Origin of the sequence: Novosphingobium aquae (genome assembly GCF_037572715.1) — a bacterium.
GTDB lineage: Bacteria > Pseudomonadota > Alphaproteobacteria > Sphingomonadales > Sphingomonadaceae > Novosphingobium > Novosphingobium aquae.
In genome coordinates, this window is the sequence record NZ_JBBHJY010000012.1 from 20759 (window position 1) to 46206 (window position 25448).

At 64.7% G+C, this 25448-nt stretch carries 19 protein-coding genes; 5 read left to right on the forward strand and 14 right to left on the reverse strand.

Annotated features, from left to right (window positions below; genetic code table 11):
* The first annotated feature begins 71 nt into the window (after window positions 1-71).
* Both WG900_RS18705 and WG900_RS18710 read left to right on the forward strand, forming a co-directional pair.
* Complete coding sequence (locus tag WG900_RS18705; RefSeq protein ID WP_339969654.1) at window positions 72-956, forward strand: LysR family transcriptional regulator; 885 nt, start codon at window positions 72-74, stop codon at window positions 954-956.
* A 60-nt stretch (window positions 957-1016) separates the two neighbouring features.
* A complete protein-coding gene (locus WG900_RS18710; protein WP_339969656.1) occupies window positions 1017-1703 on the forward strand; it encodes a pentapeptide repeat-containing protein in 687 nt (228 codons plus the stop codon).
* Here WG900_RS18710 and fghA read toward each other — a convergent pair.
* Window positions 1674-2531: an S-formylglutathione hydrolase gene (gene fghA / locus WG900_RS18715; RefSeq protein ID WP_339969658.1), complete on the reverse strand. Its 858-nt coding sequence runs from the start codon at window positions 2529-2531 to the stop codon at window positions 1674-1676. The genes WG900_RS18710 and fghA overlap by 30 nt on opposite strands.
* The gene (locus tag WG900_RS18720) at window positions 2531-2785 is read right to left on the reverse strand and encodes a hypothetical protein (RefSeq protein ID WP_339969660.1); all 255 of its coding nucleotides are present in this window, start codon (window positions 2783-2785) and stop codon (window positions 2531-2533) included. The genes fghA and WG900_RS18720 overlap by 1 nt, the downstream gene beginning before the upstream one ends.
* Before the next feature lie 105 nt (window positions 2786-2890).
* On the opposite strand from WG900_RS18720, the gene WG900_RS18725 reads away from it, so the two are divergent.
* The gene (locus tag WG900_RS18725; protein WP_339969662.1) at window positions 2891-3787 is read left to right on the forward strand and encodes an ROK family protein; all 897 of its coding nucleotides are present in this window, start codon (window positions 2891-2893) and stop codon (window positions 3785-3787) included.
* Window positions 3788-4016: 229 nt separating this feature from the next.
* Window positions 4017-5039 (forward strand): LacI family DNA-binding transcriptional regulator, encoded by a 1023-nt coding sequence (locus tag WG900_RS18730; RefSeq protein WP_339969664.1) that lies wholly within the window; start codon window positions 4017-4019, stop codon window positions 5037-5039.
* Between the two features lie 105 nt (window positions 5040-5144).
* Here WG900_RS18730 and putA read toward each other — a convergent pair whose 3' ends face one another.
* A complete protein-coding gene (gene putA, locus WG900_RS18735) occupies window positions 5145-8753 on the reverse strand; it encodes a trifunctional transcriptional regulator/proline dehydrogenase/L-glutamate gamma-semialdehyde dehydrogenase (protein ID WP_339969666.1) in 3609 nt (1202 codons plus the stop codon).
* 98 nt (window positions 8754-8851) lie between these two features.
* Here putA and WG900_RS18740 point away from each other — a divergent pair, with 98 nt between their 5' ends.
* Complete coding sequence (locus WG900_RS18740; protein ID WP_339969668.1) at window positions 8852-9322, forward strand: Lrp/AsnC family transcriptional regulator; 471 nt, start codon at window positions 8852-8854, stop codon at window positions 9320-9322.
* 7 nt (window positions 9323-9329) lie between these two features.
* On the opposite strand, the gene WG900_RS18745 is transcribed toward WG900_RS18740, so the two are convergent.
* The 11 genes from WG900_RS18745 to WG900_RS18795 form a co-directional block, all read right to left on the reverse strand.
* A complete protein-coding gene (locus WG900_RS18745; protein WP_339969670.1) occupies window positions 9330-10538 on the reverse strand; it encodes a cation:proton antiporter in 1209 nt (402 codons plus the stop codon).
* A gap of 10 nt (window positions 10539-10548) precedes the next feature.
* Window positions 10549-11847, reverse strand: a complete 1299-nt coding sequence (locus WG900_RS18750; RefSeq protein ID WP_339969672.1) for a sugar MFS transporter — start codon at window positions 11845-11847, stop codon at window positions 10549-10551.
* A gap of 17 nt (window positions 11848-11864) precedes the next feature.
* Window positions 11865-14297 (reverse strand): glycoside hydrolase family 3 protein, encoded by a 2433-nt coding sequence (locus WG900_RS18755; protein WP_339969674.1) that lies wholly within the window; start codon window positions 14295-14297, stop codon window positions 11865-11867.
* Window positions 14298-14376: 79 nt separating this feature from the next.
* The gene (locus WG900_RS18760) at window positions 14377-15579 is read right to left on the reverse strand and encodes an MFS transporter (protein ID WP_339969676.1); all 1203 of its coding nucleotides are present in this window, start codon (window positions 15577-15579) and stop codon (window positions 14377-14379) included.
* A complete protein-coding gene (locus WG900_RS18765) occupies window positions 15572-16636 on the reverse strand; it encodes a LacI family DNA-binding transcriptional regulator (RefSeq protein ID WP_339969678.1) in 1065 nt (354 codons plus the stop codon). Before WG900_RS18765 ends, WG900_RS18760 begins: the two co-directional genes overlap by 8 nt.
* 3 nt (window positions 16637-16639) lie before the next feature.
* Window positions 16640-17548, reverse strand: coding sequence for a glycoside hydrolase family 16 protein (locus WG900_RS18770; protein ID WP_339969680.1), 909 nt, complete (start codon window positions 17546-17548; stop codon window positions 16640-16642).
* A 32-nt stretch (window positions 17549-17580) separates the two neighbouring features.
* Window positions 17581-19080: a tryptophan halogenase family protein gene (locus WG900_RS18775; RefSeq protein WP_339969682.1), complete on the reverse strand. Its 1500-nt coding sequence runs from the start codon at window positions 19078-19080 to the stop codon at window positions 17581-17583.
* Window positions 19080-20111, reverse strand: a complete 1032-nt coding sequence (locus tag WG900_RS18780) for a cupin-like domain-containing protein (RefSeq protein WP_339969684.1) — start codon at window positions 20109-20111, stop codon at window positions 19080-19082. The genes WG900_RS18775 and WG900_RS18780 overlap by 1 nt, the downstream gene beginning before the upstream one ends.
* Complete coding sequence (locus WG900_RS18785) at window positions 20104-20823, reverse strand: SapC family protein (protein WP_339969686.1); 720 nt, start codon at window positions 20821-20823, stop codon at window positions 20104-20106. The genes WG900_RS18780 and WG900_RS18785 overlap by 8 nt, the downstream gene beginning before the upstream one ends.
* On the reverse strand, window positions 20820-22364 hold the full coding sequence (locus WG900_RS18790) for a tryptophan halogenase family protein (protein WP_339969688.1): 1545 nt from the start codon (window positions 22362-22364) through the stop codon (window positions 20820-20822). Before WG900_RS18790 ends, WG900_RS18785 begins: the two co-directional genes overlap by 4 nt.
* A gap of 103 nt (window positions 22365-22467) precedes the next feature.
* Window positions 22468-25416 (reverse strand): TonB-dependent receptor, encoded by a 2949-nt coding sequence (locus WG900_RS18795; protein ID WP_339969690.1) that lies wholly within the window; start codon window positions 25414-25416, stop codon window positions 22468-22470.
* Window positions 25417-25448: the final 32 nt, after the last annotated feature.

Sequence of the window (25448 nt, forward strand, 5' to 3'; positions counted from 1 at the left end):
CCGGGGCCGCCGTATCAGGCACAGCCATAACGTCTAATGCAAGTTGATGCCGATACTGATACCTTGAGGTTATGGATATCGACCTCACCCGCCTGCGCCACATCACCGCAATCGCGCGCACCGGCAGCTTTTCCCGCGCTGCTGACGACCTGCACATCACCCAGCCGGCGCTCAGCCGCTCGATCGCGACTTTCGAGAAGCGCTTTGGCTTGCGCATCTTTGATCGTGACCGCTCCGGCGTGGTGCCCACCGCGATGGGCCGGCTGGTGATCGAGGAGGCAGAGCGGGTGCTGCGCGCTGCCCGCGATCTCAATCACAACCTGCGGCTCTATGCCAAGGGCGAGGGCGGCGATCTGGCGATCGGCACCGGCCCGCTGCTCGCCATGTTGCTGCCTGACCTTGGCCGGCACCTGCTGACGGAATGCCCGGCGATTCACCTGCGTGCATCGGTGCGCACGCCCGAACATCTGGTGCAGGAACTGCTCGATGACCGGATCGAGCTGATCTTCGGCAACAGCTGGGCCATTCGCGACATTCCCGATCTCGAGTTTTACTCGGTCGGTTCCATCCGAATGGCCTTTGTCGTTCGTGCCGGTCATCCGCTCACTACGCAGTCCAGGGTAACCACAGGGATGCTGGCCCGCTACCCGCAGGCGAGCGCTGCCGGGGCCAGCGTCGCCGGGCTGCCCCTGGAAACCGGAAGCTTCATCTGCGACAATTTCCATGTCCTGCGCGAACTCGTCAGCCAGACCGACTGCATCTGGCTGGCAGCCCCGAGCGTCCTTGCCGACGATATTGCCGCCAATCGACTGGCGCCGCTCAAGGTTGACGATTTTCCCGATATCGAAAGCGAGGTCGCGATGATCTGCCGCCGCAATCGCACACTCTCGCCTGCGGCCCAATCGCTGGTGGAACATTTGCGCGCCCTGCTGACCGCGCACGGCCGCCGCCCATAAGCATGATCGAGAGTTATGCTTTCGATTTCAAATAGACTTGGATGCGCGCTAGGGACGGTTATGGACCAACCCGCTTCCGATCATTCGATACGTGCCGAAACCCTCACGTGCGGCGACATCACGCGCTTGTCCGGATCGCCGAGGACGCTGGTCGACTGCGATCTTGAGGAAGCCGATCTGTCGGAGCTCGATTTGTCCGGCTGGACGTTCGAGCGATGCAATCTGCGCCGGGCGGACCTTCACCGGGCCGATCTTCAAGGCACGACATGGCAATCGTGCCGGGGCGCATTTGCCAACTTCAACGACTGCGAACTGTCCGACGCAACCTTCACGTCCAGTGACTTCAACAATGCGTCATTCGCGCGGGCGGCTCTGGAGGCGGCGAAGTTCACGCAGTGCAAGTTGACCGGGGCCAATCTCTGCGACGTCAAGGGAATGGACATCACCTTCGACGAGACCCTTCTGATCAACGCAAATCTGTCCGGCCATTCGTTCCTCAAGTCGACCATGCAACGGGTGGATTTCTCTGACGCCAATCTGCGCAAATGCGATTTCAGGCATAGCACCTGGATCGAGTGCAGCTTGCGCGGTGCGATTGTCGATGGTTCGCGCTTTGAAGGGGCCGATCTGCGCGGCGCCGATCTCGGCGGGTTTCGGCTGGTCGACGCCAATCTGTTTCGCGGGGCGACGATTTCCCGCGATCAGGCCGGGCAACTTCTAAGCGAGATGGGCTTGAACGTGCGATAGCGCCAATCGCCGGGCATGCCAGGCGACGTGCTCGGCCATGAACGTCGAAATGAAGTAATAAGAATGGTCGTATCCCGGCTGCAGGCGAATTGTCGCCGGCTGTCCGGCTTTTGCGCAGGCGTCTGTCAGAAGATGGGTCTTGAGCTGCTCCGCCAGGAAGGCATCGCCTTCGCCCTGATCGACCAGCAAGTCGGGAATACGGGCGCCATTTTCGATCAGCGCGCAGGCATCGTATTCAAGCCATGCGGCCTTGTCCGGGCCAAGATAGCCGGCCAACGCCTTCTCACCCCAAGGACAATTCAGAGGGCTCACAATCGGGGCAAAGGCGCTGACCGAGCGGAACCGGTCAGGATTGCGCAAGGCAATCGTCAGCGCCCCGTGGCCCCCCATCGAATGGCCGGTGATGCCCTGGCGGTTCAGATCGACGGGGAATTGCTCTGCCAGCAGTTCCGGCAATTCCTGTTCGATATAGCTGCGCATGCGGAAATTGGCCGCCCAAGGGGCCTCTGTCGCGTCGACATAAAAGCCTGCGCCCTTCCCGAAATCATAGCCTTCGGCATCGGGCACTTCGTCTCCGCGCGGGCTGGTGTCGGGCGCGACGAAGGCGATGCCGTGCTCAGCGCAGGCGGCGCGAAATTCCCCCTTCTCGGTGACGTTTGCGTGTGTGCAGGTCAGCCCGGACAGGAAGAAGAGCACAGGCAATTTTGTGCCCGGGTCGTGGTCGGGCACAAAGACGGAAAAGGTCATCGGGTAGCCTGTAGACTTCGATTGGTGGTTATAGACGCCCTGCGTGCCGCCGTGGCTGCGCCATGTTGAGACCTGTTCCATCAGACCACCTCGAGCGAGCGGATCGAAGGGGAAATGCCCGTCGCCATGCAGCCTTCGAGTTCCAGATCAGCCATTTCGAGCGGCGTTTTGGCTTCGAAAACAACAGCGGCGCGGATTTTCATAAGAACCTCAAGTTGAATGGAGTTCGACTGGGCGCGAGCCCAGCGCGGAATAGGGTGTTGGTTAGGCGGCGAACTGGCTTGTCCATTGGCCGGATTTCCCGGACCTGTGTCAAGAGCGTCGGCATGGTGCATGATGCTCCGGGTGACGATTCCAAGCGCGCTCACCCTATGTCGGCCGCATCTGATGGGACGCGGCGCGAACATCAGCTATGAGAACAGGCTATGGCTGGAGCGAAAATGACCGGACGTCTGATTGGAGCTATTGAGGCTGGCGGCACGAAATTCGTGCTGGCCGGCGCGCGCGAGGATGGCAGCGTGATCGCCGAAACCCGCATCGCCACGCGCCAGCCGGAAGAATGCTTCCGGGAAATGGTGGCATTCTTTCGCCATGTTGCCCACGCCCATGGGGCGATTTCGGCTTTCGGCGTGGCGAGTTTTGGCCCGATCGACATTGACCCGGCCTCGGCAGACTATGGCCGCTTCACCACCACGCCCAAACCCGGCTGGGCCGGCGCGCGGTTCCACGATGCGCTGGGAGAATTCGGCGGGCCGATCATTGTCGATACCGATGTCAACGGCGCGGCTCTGGGCGAATGGGCATTGGGTGCGGGGCAAGGCTGCCGGACGCTGGCCTATACGACCGTGGGCACAGGCATTGGCACGGGCGTGGTGCAGGACGGGCATTCGCTTGCCGGATTTTCGCACTTCGAAAGCGGACACATACCCGTGACACACGACCCCGCGCGTGACCCCTTCCCGGGGCGCTGCCCCTATCATGGCGACTGCCTCGAAGGCCTTGCGAGCGGCCCCGCCATCGAAGAGCGCTGGGGTGCCAGCCTGTCCAAGCTGGCCAGTCCGGCAGAGCAGATCGATCTGATCGCCGGATACCTTGCCCAGCTGGCCGCGAACCTCGTCCTGCTGCACATGCCTGACCGGCTGGTGTTCGGCGGCGGGGTGATGAAAGCGCCGGGGCTGATCGAAGCGCTGCGGCTGGCGACCGAGCGCCGGCTGGGCGGTTATGTGCAGGCACCGCAGCTCGATCCGGGGCTGGAGCGCTATATCGTCACCCCGGGCCTTGGCGATGAGGCGGGAATCACTGGCGCGGTACTGCTGGGCAAACGCGCGCTGGGCTAATGTCCCGTCGGGCGGCGCGCTGAGCAGGTCGCAGGTTCAGATCACAGGCACAACAACCGATCGCGAATGACCTTCGTGTTGCCAACGAACGGGCGGCCCGCCGCCTGTCATCGTGAAATCGGGGATTTCCACGATGGCCGGCGCGGCTAGCCACAAGGCAATGATATCGATTGCTTTGACCGGTTGGAAAAATCGGGCATCTGAGATCGCGCAAGCAATGGTAGGGTAAATGGCAGACGGTTCAAATCCCCCTGCAAGAATTCGCAATATTGCTGAACTGGCGAAGATCGCAGGTGTTTCGGCTGGCACCGTGTCGCGCGCGCTCGCCGGCAAGTCGCTGGTCAACAAGGAAACCCGCGAGCGCATCCAGGCGATCGCCCGCGAACACGGCTTTCGTCCCAACCAGATGGCGCGGCGGCTGCGTGTACAGGAAACCAAGGTCATCGGCGTGGTCGTGCCGCTGGGCCACGAACAGCGCCAGCACTTGTCCGACCCCTTCTTCATGGCGATCCTTGGCCATCTGGCCGATGCGCTGACCGAAAGCGGCTATGACATCATGCTAAGCCGCGTCATCCCCAATGCCGATGACTGGCTGGAGCGGATCGTCGAATCGGGCATGCTCGATGGCGTGCTGGTGATCGGCCAGTCGAACCAGATCGAGGCGCTGGAACGCGTGGCGGACTATTACAAGCCTATGGTCGTCTGGGGCAGCCTCCACCCCGGGCAACGTCATTGCACCGTCGGCATCAACAACCGGGCGGGCGGCAGGCTGGCGGGCGAATGCCTGATCGGCGCAGGTCGGAAGCGTCTCGCCTTTCTGGGCGAGACTGACGTGCCCGAACTGCGCGACCGCTATCTGGGCCTGTGCGATGCCGCCAAGGCCGCCGGCCTGCCCGCGCCCGAGCAGTTTCACGTCCACCTCGCCTCGGACACGATGGCTGAAGAGATCGCCGGACATATCGATCGCATCCGCGCCGGGATTGACGGGATCGCCTGCGGGTCCGACCTGATCGCCATGCATGCCGTGCGGGCGCTCGCCGATCTGGCCATTGCGGTGCCGGGCGACATTTCGGTGACCGGCTTCGATGACTTGCCGCTGGCCGAACAGACAGTGCCGCGCCTAACCACGATCAGCCAGAACATCGCCGAAGGGGCCAAGCAAATGGTCGGCCTGCTGTTCGGACGGATCGCCGGCACGGAAACCGGTTCGGTGGAGATGGCACCGCAGCTGATCCTGCGCGATACCGCCTGACCGGGTCGCACAGGGTCATGACCTCGATCGATCCGGCATCGAGTCACAACTCTCGCCATCGCAGCTGCCCGTCAGGCTGATCGCGGCGGTCCATCAAAAATCAGTCTAACCAATCATCATCAGGCTGGCATTGCCCCCCGCGGCGGCGGTGTTGATCGAGATCGACACTTCCTCGACCAGCCATTCGAGCGGATAGGCCAGTGGCTGATCATCGCGCGCGGCGTGGACCGAGAAGATCGGCCCCGGCATCGCTGCCGCCGTCTCGGTCATGGCGGCCACGCGGGCCGGTCCTCCTTCGACAAGAGCGGCGGCGTAGGGTTCACTGCCGGAACTGTGAAGCACGGCGGCCACGCTCGCCGGAAGTCCTTCGGGAACGGCCACACCTTCCACAGTCGCTCGATTTCCGGTCGCGAGGACTGCGGCGATCTGGGCGAACAGCCCTGCGCGGGTTGCCGGCCGCAGCAGGATCCGGCCGCGCGGATGCAACTGGTAGAGGTTGCGCTCCCCGACTGGCCCCGCCAGTTCCATCTGGGCGCCCAGCGCCGAAGCCTTGCCATAGCGGCGCGCGGTCGCCGCCGCGTCAGTCTCGCCCGCCAAGTCCAGCCAGTCGATGAAATCGTGCAGCGGCGTTTCGAGATGTCCGGCGCGCGCGCCGAATACCGGCGGCACGGTGACCAGCCGGCTCAGATAGAGCGGCCCGCCCGCCTTGGGCCCCGTGCCTGACAATCCGCGCCCGCCAAAAGGCTGGACGCCGACAATCGCGCCGATGATATTGCGGTTCACATAAAGGTTCCCCGCCTTCACCCTCGCCGTGACATGGGCAATCGTCTCGTCAAGCCGGGTGTGCAAGCCAAAGGTCAGCCCGTAACCCGTGGCGTTGATCGCATCGATCAGTTGCTCCAATCGCTCGCGGGAAAAGCGCACGACATGCAGCACCGGGCCGAACACTTCGCGGGTCAGGTCGGCGATAGAATCGAGTTCGATGATCGTCGGGGCCACGAAGGTGCCGTGCCGGGTGGCGTCGGGCAGCGCCTGCCTCTCTACCTTGCGTCCGAGCGCGCGCATCGCCGTGATGTGCTGCTCGATAGTCGCCTGCGCCTCGGCGGTGATGACCGGGCCGATATCGACCTTGAGCGCGTCGGTGCGCCCGACGCTCATCTCGGCGAGCGCGCCTTTGAGCATGTCCAGCGTGCGGTCCGCCACCTCTTCCTGCAAGCACAGCACGCGCAGCGCCGAACAGCGCTGGCCGGCGCTGTCAAAAGCCGAGGCGATGACATCGGCAACGACCTGTTCGGTCAGGGCTGAGCTGTCGACGATCATCGCGTTCTGCCCGCCGGTTTCGGCGATCAGCGGGATCGGCTTGCCCGCTGGCGAGAGGCGGGTGGCAAGCTGGTGCTGGATCAGTCGCGCCACCTCGGTCGAACCGGTGAACAGCACGCCTGCCGCGTCCGCCGATCCCACCAGCGCCGCGCCAATCGCGCCATCGCCGGGAACGAACTGCAGGGCATCGGCTGGCACGCCCGCTTCATGCAGCAGCCGCACGGCCTCGGCAGCGATGAGCGGGGTTTCCTCCGCCGGCTTGGCCAGCACCGGGTTGCCCGCAACCAGCGCCGCAGCGACTTGTCCGGTGAATATCGCCAGCGGGAAATTCCATGGGCTGATGCAGACGACCGGCCCCAGCGGCACCTGCGCCGCGCCAAACGTGGCGCGGGCCTGCTGCGCGTAATAGCGCAGGAAGTCGATCGCCTCGCGGACTTCGGCAATGGCGTTGGGCACCGACTTGCCCGCTTCACGCACGATCAGGCCGAGCAGCAGCGGCATCCGCGCCTGCAGCGCATCGGCGGCGCGTTCGAGGATCGCGGCGCGCTCCGCAACCGGGGTATCGAACCAGCGGGAGGCCGCCGCGCGGGTAACGGCCAAGGCTGCCGCCTCGGGCGATGTCTCGATCACCACGCCGACTACATCACGATGATCGGCGGGGTTGAGCACGGGCCGCGATGGCCCCTCGCCGTTCGCAGGCGCGGCTTCCCACTGGATCTCCGCGCTCTGTCGCAGGCTCTCGGTCAGCGATGCCAGCGCAGTCTCATCACTCAGGTCGATCCCGCCCGAATTGCGCCGGCCCGGATAGAGATCGCCCGGCAGCGCAATCGCCTCGTGCCGGGTGCCCGGTTGCGGCATCGCCAGCGTAACCTCGACCGGATCGGCAATCATCGCCTCGACCGGCACCGCCGGATCGGCGATGCGATTGACGAAGGACGAATTCGCGCCGTTCTCCAGCAGGCGGCGCACCAGATAGGCGAGCAGCGTTTCATGCGTGCCGACCGGCGCATAGATCCGGCAGGGTCGATCGAGATTGCCCTTGCCGACGACCTGTTCATAGAGCGGCTCGCCCATGCCATGGAGGCACTGGAACTCATAGTCGCCAATTGCGAAATCAGGCCCCGCCAGATGATAGACGGTGGCCAGCGTCTGCGCGTTGTGCGTGGCGAATTGCGGGAATACGGCATCGCGCGCGGCAAGCAGTTTCCTTGCGCAGGCGATGTAGGCGACGTCCGTGTGGACCTTGCGCGTATAGACCGGGAAATCGGCCAGCCCATCGACCTGCGCGCGCTTGATCTCGGCGTCCCAATAGGCGCCCTTGACCAGCCGCACCATGATCCGGCGGCCGGCGCTGCGAGCCAGATCGACGATCCAGTCGATGACGAAGGGACAGCGCTTGCCATAGGCCTGAACGACGAAGCCAAGCCCGTCCCACCCGCCCAGATCAGGATCGCGCGCCAGACTTTCCAGCAGGTCGAGCGACAGTTCGAGGCGGTCGGCCTCCTCCGCATCGATATTGAAGCCGATGTCGTAACCCTTGGCCAGCACGGCCAGCGCCTTCACCCGCGGTAACAGCTCGCCCATCACCCGCTCGGCCTGCGCGCGCGAATGGCGCGGATGCAGCGCCGATAGCTTGATCGAAATGCCCGGCCCGCCATAGATGCCGCGCCCATTCGATGCCTTGCCGATGGCGTGGATCGCGGCCTCGTAATCCCGGTAATAGCGCGCCGCGTCGGCCGCCGTGGCCGCCGCTTCGCCCAGCATGTCATAGCTGTGCTGGAAGCCTTTCGCCTCCAGCGTTTTTGCGCGCCTCAGCGCCTCGCCAATCGTCTCGCCGGTGACAAACTGTTCGCCCATCATCCGCATCGCCAGATCGACGCCGCGGCGAATGACCGGCTCGCCAGCCCGCGCGACAAGCCGTTGCAGTGCCGCCCCCAGCCCGCGATCATCGACGCTGCCGACCAGCTTGCCGGTGACGACCAGTCCCCAGGTCGCAGCGTTGACGAACAGCGATTTGCCGCCGCCCAGATGCGCGCCCCAATCGCCATCGGCGATCTTGTCGCGAATCAGCGCATCGCGCGTGGCGTGGTCGGGAATGCGCAGCAGCGCTTCGGCGAGGCACATCAGCGCCACGCCTTCCTCGCTCGACAGCGAATATTCGTGGACCAGCCCTTCGACGCCGCTGCCCTTGTGATTGGCGCGCAGGGTGGTGACCAGCTGCCGCGCGGTTTCGCGAATCCGCGCCTGCAGGGCATCGTCCAGCGTCGCCGCCGCAAGCAGCGGCGCAAGGCACTGCGCTTCGTTGCGGCGATAGGCAGCAGTGATCGCTGTGCGCTGCGGCGACGGGGCGCGGATGGCAGGGGCGAAGGCGGAGAAAGCTGCGGGCTGGGTCATGCCGTCATCCTATCGCATTTGCCCTGGTCAACCTGCCCTAATGCGGACCTATAGAAAGGAATATCGACTTAATTTGGACGTTCTGATAGGCAGTGATTATGCCCAAATCATCAAACACAGTCGAACTGGATGATTTCGACCGCAAGATTGTTGCCGTCCTTATGGCGGACGGCAGGATCACCGTCACCGATCTGGCGCAGCGCGTCGGTCTGTCCAAGACACCTTGCCAGGTACGCTTGCGCAAGCTGATCGACTGCGGCGTCATCCTCGGCTTTCGTGCGGTCGTCGATCCGGCAAAGCTGGGCCTCGATCATGTCGCCTTTACCGAGATCAAGCTGTCCGACACCCGCGAGCAGGCGCTTGAGGCGTTCAACGCCGGCGTCCGCCGCATTCCCGAGATCGAGGAATGCCACATGATCGCCAGCAGCTTCGACTATCTGCTCAAGGTGCGAACCGCCGACATCCGGCGCTACCGGATCGTGCTGGGCGAGCGGATCACCAGCCTGCCCCACGTGGCAAGCACCTCAACCTTCGTCGCGATGGAAACGATCAAGGATGCTTCCGGCTAAGGTGCACCTACTCCTCGGGCCGCATCTGCAAGATCCGTGAACTCACCATGGGAATGGTCAGCATCGTGCTGCCCAAGGCCGCCAGCAACAGCGCGGTGAACGTTGCGCTGGTGATCAGCTGCTTGTCGAACAATACGCTGACGAAGATGATCATGATCAGCGCCTTTGTCTGCAGGAGCCAGCCTATGACCGTGGCATCGCCCTTCTTCCAGCCGAGGATCCGGCCCGCGAGGCCAACGCCCGCCAGCTTGCCGATCACCATCGCAGCCAGCAGGATCAGGCCGACACCAAAGATGGCGTAGCCGCCGATTTCCCAGCTCGTGCGCAGCCCGGTCGACAGGAAGAAGACCGGCATGAAGGCCAGCAATACCACGTCGCGGAACTGGTCCATTTCGTCCAGATCGAACCAGCTGGCGTCGAGCGCGGCACCTGCGAGGAACGCGCCGACCATGTAGTGCAGGCCTGACCAGTCGGCAAGGAACCCGCAGGCGGCCAGCCAGACCAGCGCGCAATACCAGCGGTCCCGCTTGGGAATGGCGATCATCAACCGGCGCACGGCCCAGACCGCAGCGCCGAAGCCGATGACAAAGCCGGCTTGCCGGCCCATCCGCTCCCAATCGAGCAGGATCACCGCGAGCACGCCCCAGATGATCACGTCATCCAGACTGGCATAGCGCAAAATGCGCTGCCCCAGCGGGCTGCGCAGGATGCCAAGCTTGGTCAGGAACAGGACCAGGATCGGCAAGGCGGTGACAGCGCAGGCCATGCCGATGCCGGTGACGAACTGCCAGTCCTGCCCCTTTGGCCCCATCCACGCTGCCGGATTGCCGAAGCGCAATAGCGCAGCGGCGACAGCCGCGCCCAGAGCCATCGGCATGACCATGGCCAGCCCTGCGGTGACCACCGTATCGCGGCGGCTGCGCCACGCCTCGCGAAAGTCCAGTTCAAGCCCGGCCACGAAGACGAACAGCATCACCGCCCACCAGGCGATGCCGTTCAGCGCGCCAATGACCTGCGGCGTGAAAATCAGCGTATAGTACCCCGGCAGCGCCGCGCCGAGCACGCCCGGGCCAAGCAGGATACCGGCGACAATCTGCACCACCACCAGCGGCGCCCAGTGATCCGTCCTGCACAGCCGCCAGACCAGATAAGGCACGCTGAAGATCAGGATCAACGCCAGCAGGAAAAGCTCGGTAACGGGGGGGGCGCTGGTCATCGGTAGTCTTCTATGCTGGTTCACCGAGCGCCGGACGGCGGGCGTACCATCCGAAGCCGGCAATCACCGCGTAGCAGATGGCCGGCAGGATGAAAGACATGCCAAGGCTGCCGGTGAGGTCGGCGATCATCCCGGTGATCAGCGGGATCACTGCACCGCCGAAGATCGCCACGTTGATGATGCCCGAACCGTCAGCTGCGCGGCTGCCGAGTTTTTCGCAGGCGAGCGAGAAGATCGTCGGGAACATGATCGAATTGGCGAGGCCGACTGCCAGCAGGCTGTACCCCGAAAGCGCACCGGTCGTCTGGGTCGAGATGGCCAGCAAGGCCACCGCGCCCAGCGCCGCGCCGGCGAGGACCTTGCCGGGGCTGAGGAAGCGCAGCAGGGCCGAACCGATGAACCGTCCGACCATGGCCCCGCCCCAATAGATGCCGATCATCGTGCCGGCCGCCTCGGAATTGAGGCCCATGACATCGGACAGCTGGAGGTAATTGACGATGATCGAGCCAATTGCGACTTCCGCTCCGACGTAGAGGAAGATGCTGAGCGCACCGAGGCCGAAACGCGGACGCTTCAGCAGGTCGAGCCCGGCAAGGCCCTGGCTCTCTTCATGGCGCTCACCCTTCAGCGCATTGCGGAAGTACCACACCGCGCCGGCGACCAGTGCCAGCGCTAAGGCGAGGCCAAGGTAGCCGTGAACAATCGCCTGGCTTTCGGCGGTGCGATAGGCATCGAGCTCGGCGCCCTGCAAATCCGCCATGTTCACTGTCGCGAGACTGCCGAGGATCAGGATCGCCCCGAAAATCGGGAAGAGCGTGGTGCCAAGCGAATTGAACGCCTGCGCGAAGGTCAGGCGGCTGTGCGCCGTGGCAGGCTTGCCCAGCATCGAGATCAGCGGATTGGCGACCACCTGGACAATCACCACCCCGCTCGCCAGCACGAACAGCGCGAACAGGAAGACGCCGTAAGTTGCGGTCTGGCTTGCCGGGATAAACAGCAGGCAGCCGGTCATCATGATGAGCAGACCGGCGACCGCCCCGCGCATATAGCCGATCCTTTTGACCAGCCGCGCGCCCGGGATGCCGATCACGGCATAGGCGGTGAAGAAGCAGAACTGCACCAGCATGGCCTGCGTGTAATTGAGCGTGAAGAGCTCTTTCAGCTTGGGGATGATCACATCGTTGAGGCTGGTGATGCCGCCAAAGATGAAGAACAGGCCCATGACGAACAGGCGAAGCTGCGGCGCATCGACGCTCGATTGATCTGCGGAGGCATCGGTAAGGGGGGCGGCCGTGGGACCAAGTGCCATGGAATGTGCTCCTGAAACTAGCCGGCCTTGCCCGGACAGGGAATGGGCGATCCGACCGGTTCGATCCGGACGTTGCGCAGGGTTGCGGTAAAGCCCTTGTTGGCGGTGATCCGCAAGGGGGTGCCAACCGCAGAAAGGTTGGCGCCCGCATCCTTGAAGCAGCGCAGCGGCACGCGGGTCTCGGTTGGCTGCCCGATGGGTGCCGCACGGGCCATGGAGCCTATATCGATCCCGGACCCGGCAAACGACAGGTCGACCGCGCCAACGGGGACCGCATCGATGCGCCATTCGAGCAGCAGGGCATAGTCGCCGCCCAGCTGCCGGGTGAGGTCGACCGATGGCCCGTCGATGGCGATGGATCCGCGATCGGTCCAGGTGAACTGGCGCGAATCTTCCTGCGCGGCGAGGTCCATGGCCCGCGCGGTCACGGTGCTGTCGAGGCCAAGCCGCCACGGCGAAGGCACGGCGCCGCGCGTCATGTAGGTGTCTTCGCTGGCCGAGGCGGCGAGGTCCACGCGGGGATCTTCATTGACCCTGCCGAGCTTGGCTGGCCGAGCGTAAGTGAGACCGTAGCCCACCGGGAACAGCGGCTTGGCGACCGGCGATCTGGCATCGGCCGGCCATGCAAACGGCAGACGGCCGGCGAAGTCGCGCTTGGCCTTGCCATCGGGCTTTGCCACGAGAACGTCGGCCAGCCCCGCGCCCTGCGTCCCCGGCAGCCATGCCGCGACAAAGGCGTCGGAGGCATTGATCTGCGGGCCGGTGAACATCGGACGTCCCGAAAGGAACACGGACACCACGCGGATGCCAGCGGCCTTCAGCTTGCTCACCAGTTGCTGTTCACCCATGTGGCCGCGAAAGGCGAGATCGGGGCGATCGCCCTGAAATTCGGCATAGGGTTCCTCGCCATAGACCACCACGGCCACGTCCGGCCGGTCGGTGAAGCCGCCGTCGGGCGACAGCACGGCTTTCCCTCCCGATGCGCCGATGGCGGAGGCGAGCGCGCGTCCGATCGTCTGTCCATTGGGGAAATCGGCTGCACTCGTATCTGTGCCTTGCCAGGTGATGGTCCAGCCGCCTGCCTGCATCGCCATGTTGTCCGCGCCCGGCCCGGCGATCAGCACGCGCGCACCGGGGCGCAGCGGCAGGACGCCGCCGTTGTTCTTGAGCAGCACCAGCGAGCGCGCCGCCGCCTCACGCGCAAGCGCGATATGCTGGGGCGCGCCGACCTGCGCCGGATCGCCGCGGAACACCGGTTTTGCGCCCAGCATGCCCAGCTTGGCCTTGACGCGGAGGATGCGCCGCACGGCATCATCGATCCGCGCCATCGGCAGGGTGCCATCGCGCGCCTGCCGCAAGGTCGTTTCGTAAAGTCCCTTCCAGCTGTCAGGTGCCATGGCGAGATCGAGGCCCGCGTTGAAGGTCTGCGGGCAATCGGTGACGGTGCAACCGGGAACCTGCCCGTGGCCGTTCCAATCGCCCACGACCAGCCCGGCAAAGCCCATGCGGCCCTTGAGCACATCGGTCAGCAGGCTCTTGTTACCGTGGTGCTTGACCCCCTGCCAGCTGGAAAAGCTCGCCATGACGGTGAGCGCGCCAGCATCGATTGCGGCGGGATAACCGGCGGCATGGCCGGCCACGAGTGCGCGCTCGGACATCTGTGCGTCGCCCTGATCCTTGCCGCCGAACGTGCCGCCATCGGCAAGGAAGTGCTTGGCCGTAGCTGCCACCTGCAATGGACCCAGCTGCCGTCCCCTGGCGAGCGGACCCTGCAAGCCCAGCGTCATCGCGCGGCCATAGCTGGCGACCAGCGCCGGATCGGCGGCATAGCCCTCATAACTGCGCCCCCAGCGCAGGTCGTGCGGCACGGCGAGGGTTGGCGCGAAGGTCCAGTCGATGCCGCTGCCGGCAACTTCGGCGGCTGTGACCTCGCCGATACGCCGGATCAGCGCCGGATCGCGCACCGCACCAAGGCCGATGTTGTGCGGAAAGATCGTTGCGCCCGGCAAGTTCGAATGGCCGTGGACGGCATCGACGCCGACGAGGATCGGTACACCCGCGCCGCTTTTGCGCGAGGCCGCGCGGTATTCTTCAACGAGGCGCAGCCACTTGGCGGCATCGGCGCGCTCGTCACCATAGGGCCCGGAATTGCCCCCAGCGAGGATCGAGCCGAGCGGATAGCGGGCAAGGTCAGCAGGGGTAATCGCGCTGATGTCCGCCTGGATCATCTGGCCGACCTTTTGTTCGACGGTCATGCCTGCGAGCATCCGGGTGATCGCCACCTCGGTCGCGGGATCAGTCACGGCGGCGGGGCTTTTCGCCACCGGCCATGCGGCTGGGTGCGCCTGTCCGTTCGCCTTGGCGGCAACCGCCGGCGTGGCCGCCTGAAGCGCCGCAGCACATCCGCCAGCAAGCAATGTTGCCGCCATAAGCCAGCGCTTGAACTTCATAGGATCCCTCTACCCCGCCCGTCTGTGAACGTTCTCAAACGCTAACTGACATGAGACACAGGCAAAATCAAGCGGGCTGTCAGAATTGCCGTGCGAAGGGCTTCAGGAGCAGGCCAGCGGCGAGCGAAAGGGCGGAAAACAGCAGGAACAGCGCGGCGAATCCGAACTGCGGCACCAAGGCCAGCGTCAACCACGGCATGATCAGTGACGGCACCGTATTGGTCAGGTTGAACAGGCCGAGATCGCGCCCACGCCGGTCGGAGCGCGGCAGGACGCGAAGGGTCTGTCCCGAATGCAGCGCGAGGAAGATCGAGGTGGCAAAGCCGAACACGGCATAGGTCGCGATGGCGAAGGGCAGGCTCGGTGCCAGTGCCATACCCACCAGTCCCGCTGCCGAAACAAAGGCGCAGGCCACCAGCGGCGTGAAGGGCCGGCTCGTCCGGTCAGCCCAGCGGCCCGCCCACAGCGCGATCGGCGCGGACAGGATCAGCACGACGCTGAACACGCGCGCGGTGCGGTTGTCGCCCATGTCCGGATCGATCGAGCGGAACCAGAAGTAGAGGTAGGAAAACAGCGCCGCCTCGGCGATCTGGACGGCGAGCCGCGCAAACCACATGCGCCGCATGGCCCCGCGCCCGGCGGCGGCGGGGTTTAAAGGGTCAGGCGCTGCGGCATCGTCAGAAACCGGATCGGGCACGTGTGGCGGCGGCGTGACCAGCAGCACCGGCACCACGCAGCAGGTCACCAGTACCCCGACCAGCACCAGCCGCGTATCGGCAGAGGCCAGCCCGGGCAGGGTGACAAAGGCCCCGGCCAGCGCCCCCAGCCCCGGCGCAAAAGCCAGCAGGCCGCCCAGCGAGCCCATCTGCGCATCGTGCACGCAGTCCCCCGCCCATGCCGCCAGCGGCGCAAGCATCATGTTGAGCGCCAGTTGCCAGACGATGATGATCGCGATGAGCGCGGGCAATGTCTCGGCCTCGCGGAACAGGGCGAGCAGGCCGCAGGACAGCACGAGGCCCAACCAGACCCATTCCCTGCGCCGCCGCGTGATGTCGCTGAGATAGCCGAAACCGATGAAGGCCGCGCTGGCGGCAATGGCTCCGGCAAAGGCGATATAGGCCAGCCAGCTCACCCCCGCCGCGTCCCCGGCCAGCACGGAAACCCGCACCGGCAGCAGGATCGTCAGGAAAGGAACGTAGGCGACCGATCCGCCGGCCCAGGCCAGCGCATAGAGCAAGAGGAAGCGCTGCGACTGCCGGGCAGCCGGCAGCGGATCAGCCACGGGTGCCGGCAGTGCAGGAGGCGACTGATCCGCGCTCGACGAGGTCTGCGGAAATCACCGTCAGCGCTTCTGGCCGCGGATCACCCTTTTTCGCCGCGATGATCAGTTCGACCGCCATCGACGCGGTGGCGGCAATCGGCTGGTCAATCGCGGTCAGCGGCGGCTGGGTGAAGTGCACCAGTGGCGTATTGTCAAAGCTGATGACCGACAGGTCACGCGGCACTTCCAGCCCCAGCGAGCGCGCGACTTCGAGCGTGGCCAGCGCCATCTGGTCATTGCTTGCGATGATCGCGCTGGGTGGGTTCGCGGATTCCAGCAGCCGCCGCGCGGCCCGTTCGCCCGAGGCATAAGTGAAATCGCCGGGTTCGAGGAGGCCATCGGTCGGCAGCCCCGCCGCTGCCATCTCGCCCTGCCAGCCATCGACGCGCCAGCCGCTCAGCGCATAATCCGGATCGCCCGAGATGAAGCCGATCTTGCTGTGGCCCAGACTGATGAGATGACGCGTGGCGGTCCGGGCCGAGCCTTCGTCGTCCATCGAAATCGGTATGCCTTCGCCGTTCTCCTGCGAGCCGATGCGGACGAAGGGAATCTTCTGCTGGGCAAGAAAGCGCACCAGCTGCGGGTTGTCTGAATGCGGCGGGGTAAGGATGATCCCGTCGGGCTGCAGCGCGGCAATCGCCGCCAGAATTTCGCGTTCGACATGGTCGCTGTGCGTATCGACCAGCTCGAAGATCATCCGATAGCCGTGCTCGGCGCACTTGAGCATACCGCCGAGCAGCATCTGGTCGACCCAGTCAGTGCCCTGCCGCGCGCGCCAATCGGCAATCGTGCGGTCGCGGTCATTGAGCGCGAGGATCAGGTAGGACCGTGATCCGCTCATGCGCTGGGCGGCGATCGAGGGGACATAGCCCAGCCGGTCAATCGCTTCTTGCACCCGCTCCTTCATTTCCGGGCGGACATTGGGTTCATTGTTGATGACGCGGCTCACCGTCTGCAGGGAAACCCCCGCATCCGCAGCAACATGCTTGATCGTGACTGCCTGCCGGCGCCTCGCCATTCCCTACTCGCCCTTCCCCGTGGGTCGATCCACGGCGGCGGTAACGGGCTTTGCGTCTTTTTGCCAGACGCGAACCCAATCAATGGCATAGCGCTTCGGAAAATCCTGACGCGATACGCCGCCAACCCCGCGCGTTTCAGATAACTTGCCGCCGATGGCGAGGTTGAGGATCAGGTGGAACTGCTGATCGAATGGCGCACCGGGGGTCTTTGATCCGGCCGACCACCAGTCGCTGGCCTTGCGCTGGGCATAGACGCGCCCGTCAAGCAGCCAGACGATGCGATCGGAGCTCCATTCGATGGCATAGGTGTGGAAGCCTTCCAGCACCTGCGGGGCATGAACCTCGTCACCCGAATGGACGTTTCTCGGCCATTTCTCGCCGAAATGCAGCGTTCCTAGGATGGTGTCTTCACGCCCGCTGTTGCAGGCCCTGCAGGGGACGCCGAGGTTAACCGCCTCAAGGATGTCGATCTCGCCCGATGCCGCCCAGGGGCCATAGGTGTCCTTTTCGGGCAGCATCCAGATCGCCGGCCAGGTGCCTTGCCCTTGCGGCAACTGGGCGCGAACCTCGATCTTGCCATAGCGCCAGGCGGCCTTGCCCCGCGTCGTCAGCCGCGCGGAAGTGAACTCGCGGGTGGCCTGCGCGCGCGGATCGGCGGCGGTCTTGCGCTGCGCTTCGGGCAGGGCCGGACCGGTGAAGCGCTGGCGCCGCGCGGTGATCACCAGCTTACCATCGGCAATCGCGGCATTGGCGGGCCGCGCCGTGTAGCATTGCCGCTCGTCATTGCCGCCGCCCCAGCAATCGACATCGAAGCCCCATTTGGCCGGGTCTATCTCCGGCTGGTCGAATTCGTCGGACCAGACCAGTTTCCAGTCGTCAGCGAGTGCCGGCCGCGCGGAAGCCAGGATCAAACCCGCCGCAAGCCATACCAAAACCCGCAGTTTCACGCCGCTTCCGCCTCTCGCGCGCCGCAATAGCTGGCGACATAGGCGTGGTGTTCGGGCAGGCTGGCGACCGTCTTGGCAACACTGTCGCGCAGGCCGGAGAGCAGGTGATCCAGCTCCTTGTCCGACAGCTTGGTGGCGATCGGGTGGTAAGCCTGGGGCATGATGCCCTGCCCCATCATCACCTGAACCCAGCTGTTCTCGGCGAAAAGCTCCTCGTTCTTGCGGAAGACGCGGCCGGTTTCGCGGAACAGTTCGATCTTCTGGGTGAGGCTCTCGGGGATCTCCATATCGCCGCACTGCCGCCAGAACGGGCTGTCGCGGCGCTCGGTAGCCTTGTAGTGGAGGATGAGAAAATCGCGGACCTGCAGCATGTCGGTGTGCTGCTGCTCGTTGAATTCGGCCACGTCGCGCTCGCTCACCTCGCTCATCGGCATCATGCGGATGAGGCGCAGGATCGCCCGCTGGATGAGGTGGATGCTGGTCGATTCCAGCGGCTCCATGAAGCCGCCCGACAGCCCGACTGCAACGCAATTGCGGTGCCACTGCTTGCGCCGCGCGCCGGTGGTGAAGCGGATAAAGTTCGGCTCGGTCAGCCGTTCGCCTTCCAGCGTGGTGATCAGCCGGTCGAGCGCGGCATCACGATCGAGGTAGCGGCTGCAATAAACGATGCCATTGCCCTGCCGGTGCTGCAACGGAATGCGCCACTGCCAGCCGGCATCATGGGCAATCGCGCGGGTGTAGGGAATGGGTGGTCTGACAGAGGCGGTCTGGACAGCGATGGCGGAATCGCAGGGCAGGTAATGCGTCCAGTCATCGAAGCCGACATGCAGCGCGCCTTCGATCAGCAGGGCGCGAAAGCCGGTGCAATCGACGAACAGGTCGCCTTCGATGCGCTGCCCATTATCGAGCACCAGCGCGGCGATGTTGCCGTTTCCGCCATCAAGTTCGACCCGGCCGATCTTGCCCTCGATCCGGACAGCGCCATCCGCCTCTGCCAGCTTGCGCAGATAGGCGGCGTAAAGCGTGGAATCGAGCTGGTAGGCATAGTTCATCCGGTTTTCCGGAAGGTGCGCGAACTTGCCGGCATGGGCGGCCTTTAGCTCAAGGCAGTAGTCATCGAAGCTATATTGGTGCCCCTTGGTCAGGCCGTGCAGCCAGAAGTGCTGGAACCCCGCCGACCAGTGATCGCGCCCGGTGAGGCCAAAGGAGTGGAAGTAGGTGTCGCCGTCCAGCTTCCAGTTTTCGAAATTGATGCCCAGCTTGAACGTGGCCTGTGTGGCCGCCATGAATTCCGCCTCGCCGATGCCGAGCAGGCGGTTGTAATTGACCAAGGGCGGGATGGTGCTTTCGCCAACGCCGATCGTGCCGATCATGTCGGATTCCACGAGAGTAAGCTCGATCGAATCCCCCATGGTGCGGGCGAGCGCGGCGGCGGTCATCCAGCCTGCGGTGCCGCCACCGGCAACGACGATACGGCGCTTCTTGTATTCACTCATCATCGGCTCAGTGTCCTGAGTAGGAAGGATCGCAAGCGACCGGCGGATTCGGCGTCGAGCGGATCAAGCACGCCGCGCGCGCCTGCCGGGATGTGGTCGGTGGCCTCTGGCCCGTTGCCGAAAACGTAATGATCGAACAGATCGCGCCAGATCGCCTTTTCGGCTGCGGGCAGATCACGGATGGAGAGGATCGCGTGGTTGAGCGCGTCCTGCGGCTGGCCAAGGAAACGCGGCGTTTCGCGCCACCAGTAGTTCATCAGCACGTTGAACGAGGCCAGCCCTTCGACATGGTGCCACCACATCGACGGGATAAACAGGGCATCGCCCGGCTCCAGTTCGGCCACCAGCGCGTGCTCCAGCGCATGGGCAAAGCGCGGGTGGGCGGCGAGATCGGGTGCATGAAAATCGACCATGCTGACCGCGCGGCCGGCGGGTGTGTTGTCGATCGGGCCGAGGTAAAGGTTCCGGAACTGGTCGGGCGGGAACAGCGTGAAGCGGCGCTTGCCCGCGACGCAGCAGGCGAGGTTATCGGGAAAGTCGTTATGCGCGGCGATGCGCGTCGGCGTGCCGATCCACAGGCTGACCAGCGGCTCGCGGGTTCCCAGACCCAAACGGTTGTCAGCCTCAAGCCCATCGAAATGGGTCGGCACGTCGATAGAGCCGAGGTAGATCATCGGCGCATCGGCGCGGCCTTCGTTGGCGTCGATGCCGGAGAAGATGTCGGCCAGCTTGCCCTTCGCCATCTGGAAATTCATCTGCATGGCCGCGTCGTAGAACAGCCGGCCATCGCCGCCGGGCGCGCCGATCGATACCGCGAAGGGAACCGGGCGGGCGTGATCGACGAGGTAGCCCCGCGCCTCTGCTGCCGAGCGCAGGCCGGCCTGGACCAGCGGCCAGTCACGCACGAGGCCGCGGATCACGAAAGGCGTGGTCGCACCGCGCAGCAGGCTGTCCAGCGCGGCGGCATCGGATGCCTCGCGCTCCTCCACTGCCGTCAGCGCGGCATAGATCGAGGCGTCGGCTTCAGCCACCCATGACCTTCGCGTTCTTGCGGTCGACCAGCTTCGAGAATTGCGAGAGCGAGGCCAGCGCCATGTACAGCGGACCAAGGTGCCCGGCGGCGAGCAGATCGCGCAGGGCATCGCCATCAAGCGTCGCCAACTTTTCCTCATTGACCGTCTGGAAGCCGACCAGCGAATGCTTCGATCCGTCCCCCAGCGGCACTTCCAGCGTGAAGGGTTCGATCAGCGCATGGCGTTCAAGCGCGGCAAAGAAGTCCTCACCCTCGCGGTGGGCATGGTCGAGATCGCCGAGCATGGCGGCGATCCTTTCAAGGTGCGGGGTCGGCTTGCCCTCTTCATCGAACACCAGCGTGCCTTCGCCGCTGGACGATACGCGCGGGTGATCCATGTCGACATGGACTTGCGCCTCCGCCCCTTCGCTGGCCGGGCGGCCGATCAGGAAGGGCTGGATCGACAGCGCCAGCGGGCGGTATCCGGCGTCCCAGCGGTCACTGACAAGGAACAGGTTTTCCCCGTCCTCGAATCCGAACAGTGCCAGTGCCGACATCCGGCCAGAGGCAATGTCGCGGCGAAAGACGATGGGAAAATGCGCCTGCACCTGCCGGAATTCGGCCGGCACGGTGAGGCAGGCCATGGTCGCATCGCCGTAAGCCGCGCCGGCATCGACATGGACGCGCAGGCCGGCATGGTCGCCGCTGTTGAGGATCTGGTGGTTGCTCATTGGCTGGCAAGTTCTCCCTGTGCCGCGCGCATCTGTGCGGCTGCGGCAGTGAAATAGTCCCGGTTCGCCGGCAGCGCCGCTGCCAGCGCGCGGGAACGATCGCGCACCTCGGCCAGCTTGGCCAGCGCGGCGGGTGAAGGATTACCCGCATGGGCAGGCAGCGCAAAGCCCATGCCGTAGAGCACGTATTGCTGGCTGGCGGCAGAGAATATCTCGTCGACGCGCGGCAGGTCCCAGGTCGATGGCGGCTGGTCGCGCCACAATGTCAGGCACTCGGCCAGCCGCGCGGGAATGGTCTCGGGCGCGCGCTGCGCCAGCCAGTAGGGTTCGCTGCGGCGGCTGAGCACGTAATGCAGCTTGAGGAATTCGACGATGCGGTCCCAGCGATAGCGGAACAGATCGTTGAAGCGCTCGGCGTGGATGTCCATCGCCGCGCGGCTTTGCGGGAAGTTGTCGGCCAGTGCCTTGATCGACAGTTCGATCAGGACAATGGCCGACGCCTCCAGCGGCTCGATGAACCCGGCGGACAGGCCCACGGCAAGGCAGTTGCCGGCCCAGAACCGGTCGCGGTGCCCGGTGGCGAAGGCAAGCTTGCGGGGGTGCAGGCTTGCCGGATCAACGCCCGGAACCTTGGCGCCAACATAGTCCTTGAGGATCTGCGCGGCACGATCATCCGACAAGTGGCGCGAGCTATAGACGCAGCCGATACCCCGGCGACTCGGCAAGGCAATGTCCCACAGCCAGCCAGCCTCATGCGCCGTGGCATTGGTCTGCGATGCGACCGCGCTGTCTGCCGCGACCGGCACTTGCAGCGCCAGTGCGCGGTCGTTGAACGACACGTCTGAACGGTCGATCCATGCGGCCCCGCAATGCCCGCCGATCAGGATCGCCGCCTGCCCCGAGCAATCGATGAACAGGTCCCCGGCCAGCGGTTCGTGGCCACTGAATTCGAGGGCAGCGATATCCCCGCCCTCACCCGCGACGACGCCAGTGACGGCGGCAGAGACATGGCGAACGCCCAGCCGGCCCACGGCGTGACGGGCCAGCAGGGCGGCGAACTTGCCGGCATCGAGGTGGTAGCCATAGTTCAGCGCGCCGGCATAGTGCGGCATGGCGCGCTGGCGCGGGGCAAGGTTGCGGGCGCTGGCGGCGTGCTGCGCGGTCATCGCCTCGGCAAAGCAGCGGTCCGGAACCGACGCCTGCCATGCGGCCAGAAGGTCACGCATGTCACCTGAAGGCGGCGGGGTGAAGGGGTGGAGATAGCTGTCCCCCGCTCTGCCATCGAGCCAGCCATCGAAGCGCGAGCCCTGCTTGAAAGAGGCGTCGCATTCGCGCAGGAATTCGCTTTCGGGAATGCCGATGGTCGCCAGCGTCTCGCGCATGGTCGGCCAGGTGCCCTCGCCCACGCCGATGGTCGGGATGTCGGGCGCCTCGACCAGGGTGATGGCCAACTGAGGATGCCGCGCGGCGAGCAATGCGGCCGAGAGCCACCCTGCGGTGCCTCCGCCGACGATCACGACCTGTTCAACCGCGCTGGACATTATTCACGCACCTTAGAGTGCATCTCAGAGGATAAAAGAGCCGCACTGCCTTTGGGGGGCAGTGCGGCTCAAGGTGTCTCAGGGAGGAGACAATGGCTTCACATCAGAACGAGAACCGTGCGCCCGCTGCATAGCGCGCATAACCGGGGGCCGAGAAGAACACGGTCTGGTCGTTGCGCATATGGCCGCGGCGATCGGCGTTGGTGATGTTGATCCCTTCGGCAAAGACCGTCAGGCCCTTGCGCAGTTCATAGCTCATGCTGACGTCGAACTGGCCATAGGGCTTCACGTAATAGGGGTCGAAGCCATAGCCCGCGAGGAAGCCGTCGCGCCAGTTGTAGGCGATACGGGCCTGCAGGCCGTTCTTGTCATAGTAGAGCACGGCATTGGCGCTGTCGCTGACCCCGTTTACCGCGAATTGCGGCACGGTGTAGCGCAGGGCGTTGTCGAACTTGGTATCGCTCTTGACGATCGTGTAGTTCAGGATCGCGCCGAAGCCGGTTTCCCAGAAGCGATGCTGGATCGCGAATTCCCAGCCCCACAGTTTGGCTTGCTGGGCGCTGTTGGTCGGCTGGGTGATGATGAAGTTGACCAGCGGATCGCCCGCTCCGCCAATGATGCCGCCATTGGCCGCGTCATAGGACGAAGGATACTTGGCAGCGATATAGGCGACGATCTGCGCGGCGGTGGCGCCCGAGCCCAGGGCATTGCGGGCTTCGGTGGCATAGGGGCCGGCAGCGGCGTTCGTCAGGCCGAATGCGGGCTGGTTGACCTGCGTCTGGCTGATGAAGTTGCGGACCTTCTTGTGGAAGAAACCGGCGGAAATGTAGCTGTCATTGCTGTAGTACCACTCAGCCGAAAGATCGATGTTCTTCGACTTGTAGGGCAGCAGTCCGGGGTTGCCGCTGGCGCCGGTGCTGCCACCGATGCGGATCGGCGAATCGAGCGTCGTGCCGCCCTGCAGCGAGCCATAGTCAGGCCGGGTGATCGTGTGGCTGTAGGATGCGCGCAGCTTGATGTTGCCGCCCGGCGACATGTCGAAGTCGAACGCCGGCAGCCAGTTCTCGTACTTGCCCTTCAGCGAGGCGGTGGCCGATGCCGCGCCATAGATGATCGCGGTTTCGTTGCCGCCGGTCCAGACCGTGCGGTTGGGGATCGGGACCAGCGCCGATGAATCGATCTTGGTGTTTTCATAACGCAGACCCATCCGCAGATGCGCCGGGTTGGTGAACAGGTCAAAGGTGTGTGAGCTCTGGATATAGGGCGCCCAGGTCTTTTCCTTGACCGTGCGGTCGGCGGTGAACTTGGCAAGGCAGGTGCCCGCCGCCTGCGAGGAGGCGCAGATGCCGAGCTGGCTGTCGAGCAGCTTGATCAGGGCAACCGTGTCGACCTTGAAATAGGTCGGGATGATGCCTGCGCCGTTCGATCCGACCATGCCCTTGAGGTCGTTGGGCAGGTCCGTTGGCGAATAGAGGCTGTCGGGCGTGTTCGCCGCAGTCAGGGTGCCGCCCCAGGTATCGTTCTGGATGACGCCGAAGGCCGAACGAACTTCGTTGTCGGTATAGGTCACGCCGAAGTCGAGGCTGTCGATGAACGAGGCGTCGAAATCATAGCCGCCGCGCAGCGTGAACTCGTTGAGCTCGTCGCGCATATAGGCGTTGCGGAAGGCGTTGCCTGCCGGGCGGATGTTGCCCGCGTTGATTTCCGATCCCGGATACATCGAGACCGAAATCACCGGCATATCGGTGGTGAAATCGACCTTCTGCGACTTCACCCCAAAGATCGCGCTGCCCACGGCAATGCCGCTGCCATAGGGCAGGGTCGGCTTGCTTTCGGCGGTCGAGTGGTGGCCATCAAGCTCAAGCCGCAGGCCGCCGGGGCCGTCCCACTTGAGATTGCCGCCGATCGAGCGGTTGACCGAACGGTTGGCCGCAACCGCGCCGGTGATGGCCAGATCCTTGCCCGGGCCGAAGTTCTCGGCATAGAAATTGGGGCCGGCGGCGGGGCCATCGGTCCAGCTGCTGCTGGTCTGGTCATGGTTGAACCACACGCCGATGGAATTGGTCCGCGCGTCGATGGTGTTCTGCGAATAGGTGTAATCGACCGAAGCCGTCAGCGTATCGGTCGGCTTGACCTGAAGCACGACCTGGCCGTTGATCCGTTCGCGATCAAAGCTGGTGAAGTCGTAACCGGCGTTCTGCGTGACCTGATAGACCGTGGTTGGCCCGGGGCGGTTCTGCGTCTGGGCAAAGTTGCCGCGCCAGTCGTTGGCGTCGACCGGCAACGAGCCCCAGTTGTTTTCGTTGCCAAGGTAGCCTTCGCGCCAGCCAGCGTTGAACTGCGCCTGGCTGCCCTTGCGGCGCTGGTACGAACCGCTGACCAGCACACCGATGCGGCCGTCGGCAAAGGTGTCACTGATGATGCCCGAGACTTCCGGCGCAATCTTGCTGCCTTCAAAGCGCGAGGTGTCGTAGACGCCCTTCACGCCGATGCTGCCGGTGAAGCCGTTGCGATCGAGCGGGCGCGCGGTCTTGATGTTGATCACCGAGCCGATGCCGCCGGTGGCCAGAGTGGCGCGGCCCGACTTGTAGACTTCGACGCCGGCGATGCCTTCGGATGCCAGGTTGCCGAAGTCGAAGCTGCGCGATGCCGGAGCGCCGCTGCTGCCGCCAAGGCTGGAAGCCGGCATCTGGCGGCCGTTGAGCAGGACAAGGTTGAAATCGGGACCAAAGCCGCGAACCGTCACGGTCGAGCCTTCACCGCTGTTGCGGTCGATCGACACGCCGGTGATGCGCTGCAGCGATTCGGCAAGGTTGGTGTCGGGGAACTTGCCGATGTCTTCAGCGGAGATCGCATCGACAACGCCCTGGCCGTCGCGCTTGATTTCCAGCGACTTGGCAAGGCTGGCGCGGATGCCGGTGACGACGATGGCGTCCGGCTCGGCTTCGGCCTCGGCGCTTTGGGCCATGGCGGGCTGGGCGGCAGTGCCAAGCGCAACAATCGACGTACCCAAAAGGAAGCGTCCGATCATCGGATTGCGGAAGGCCTTCATCAACGATTCTCCCCCAGAAAACGGCGCGATTG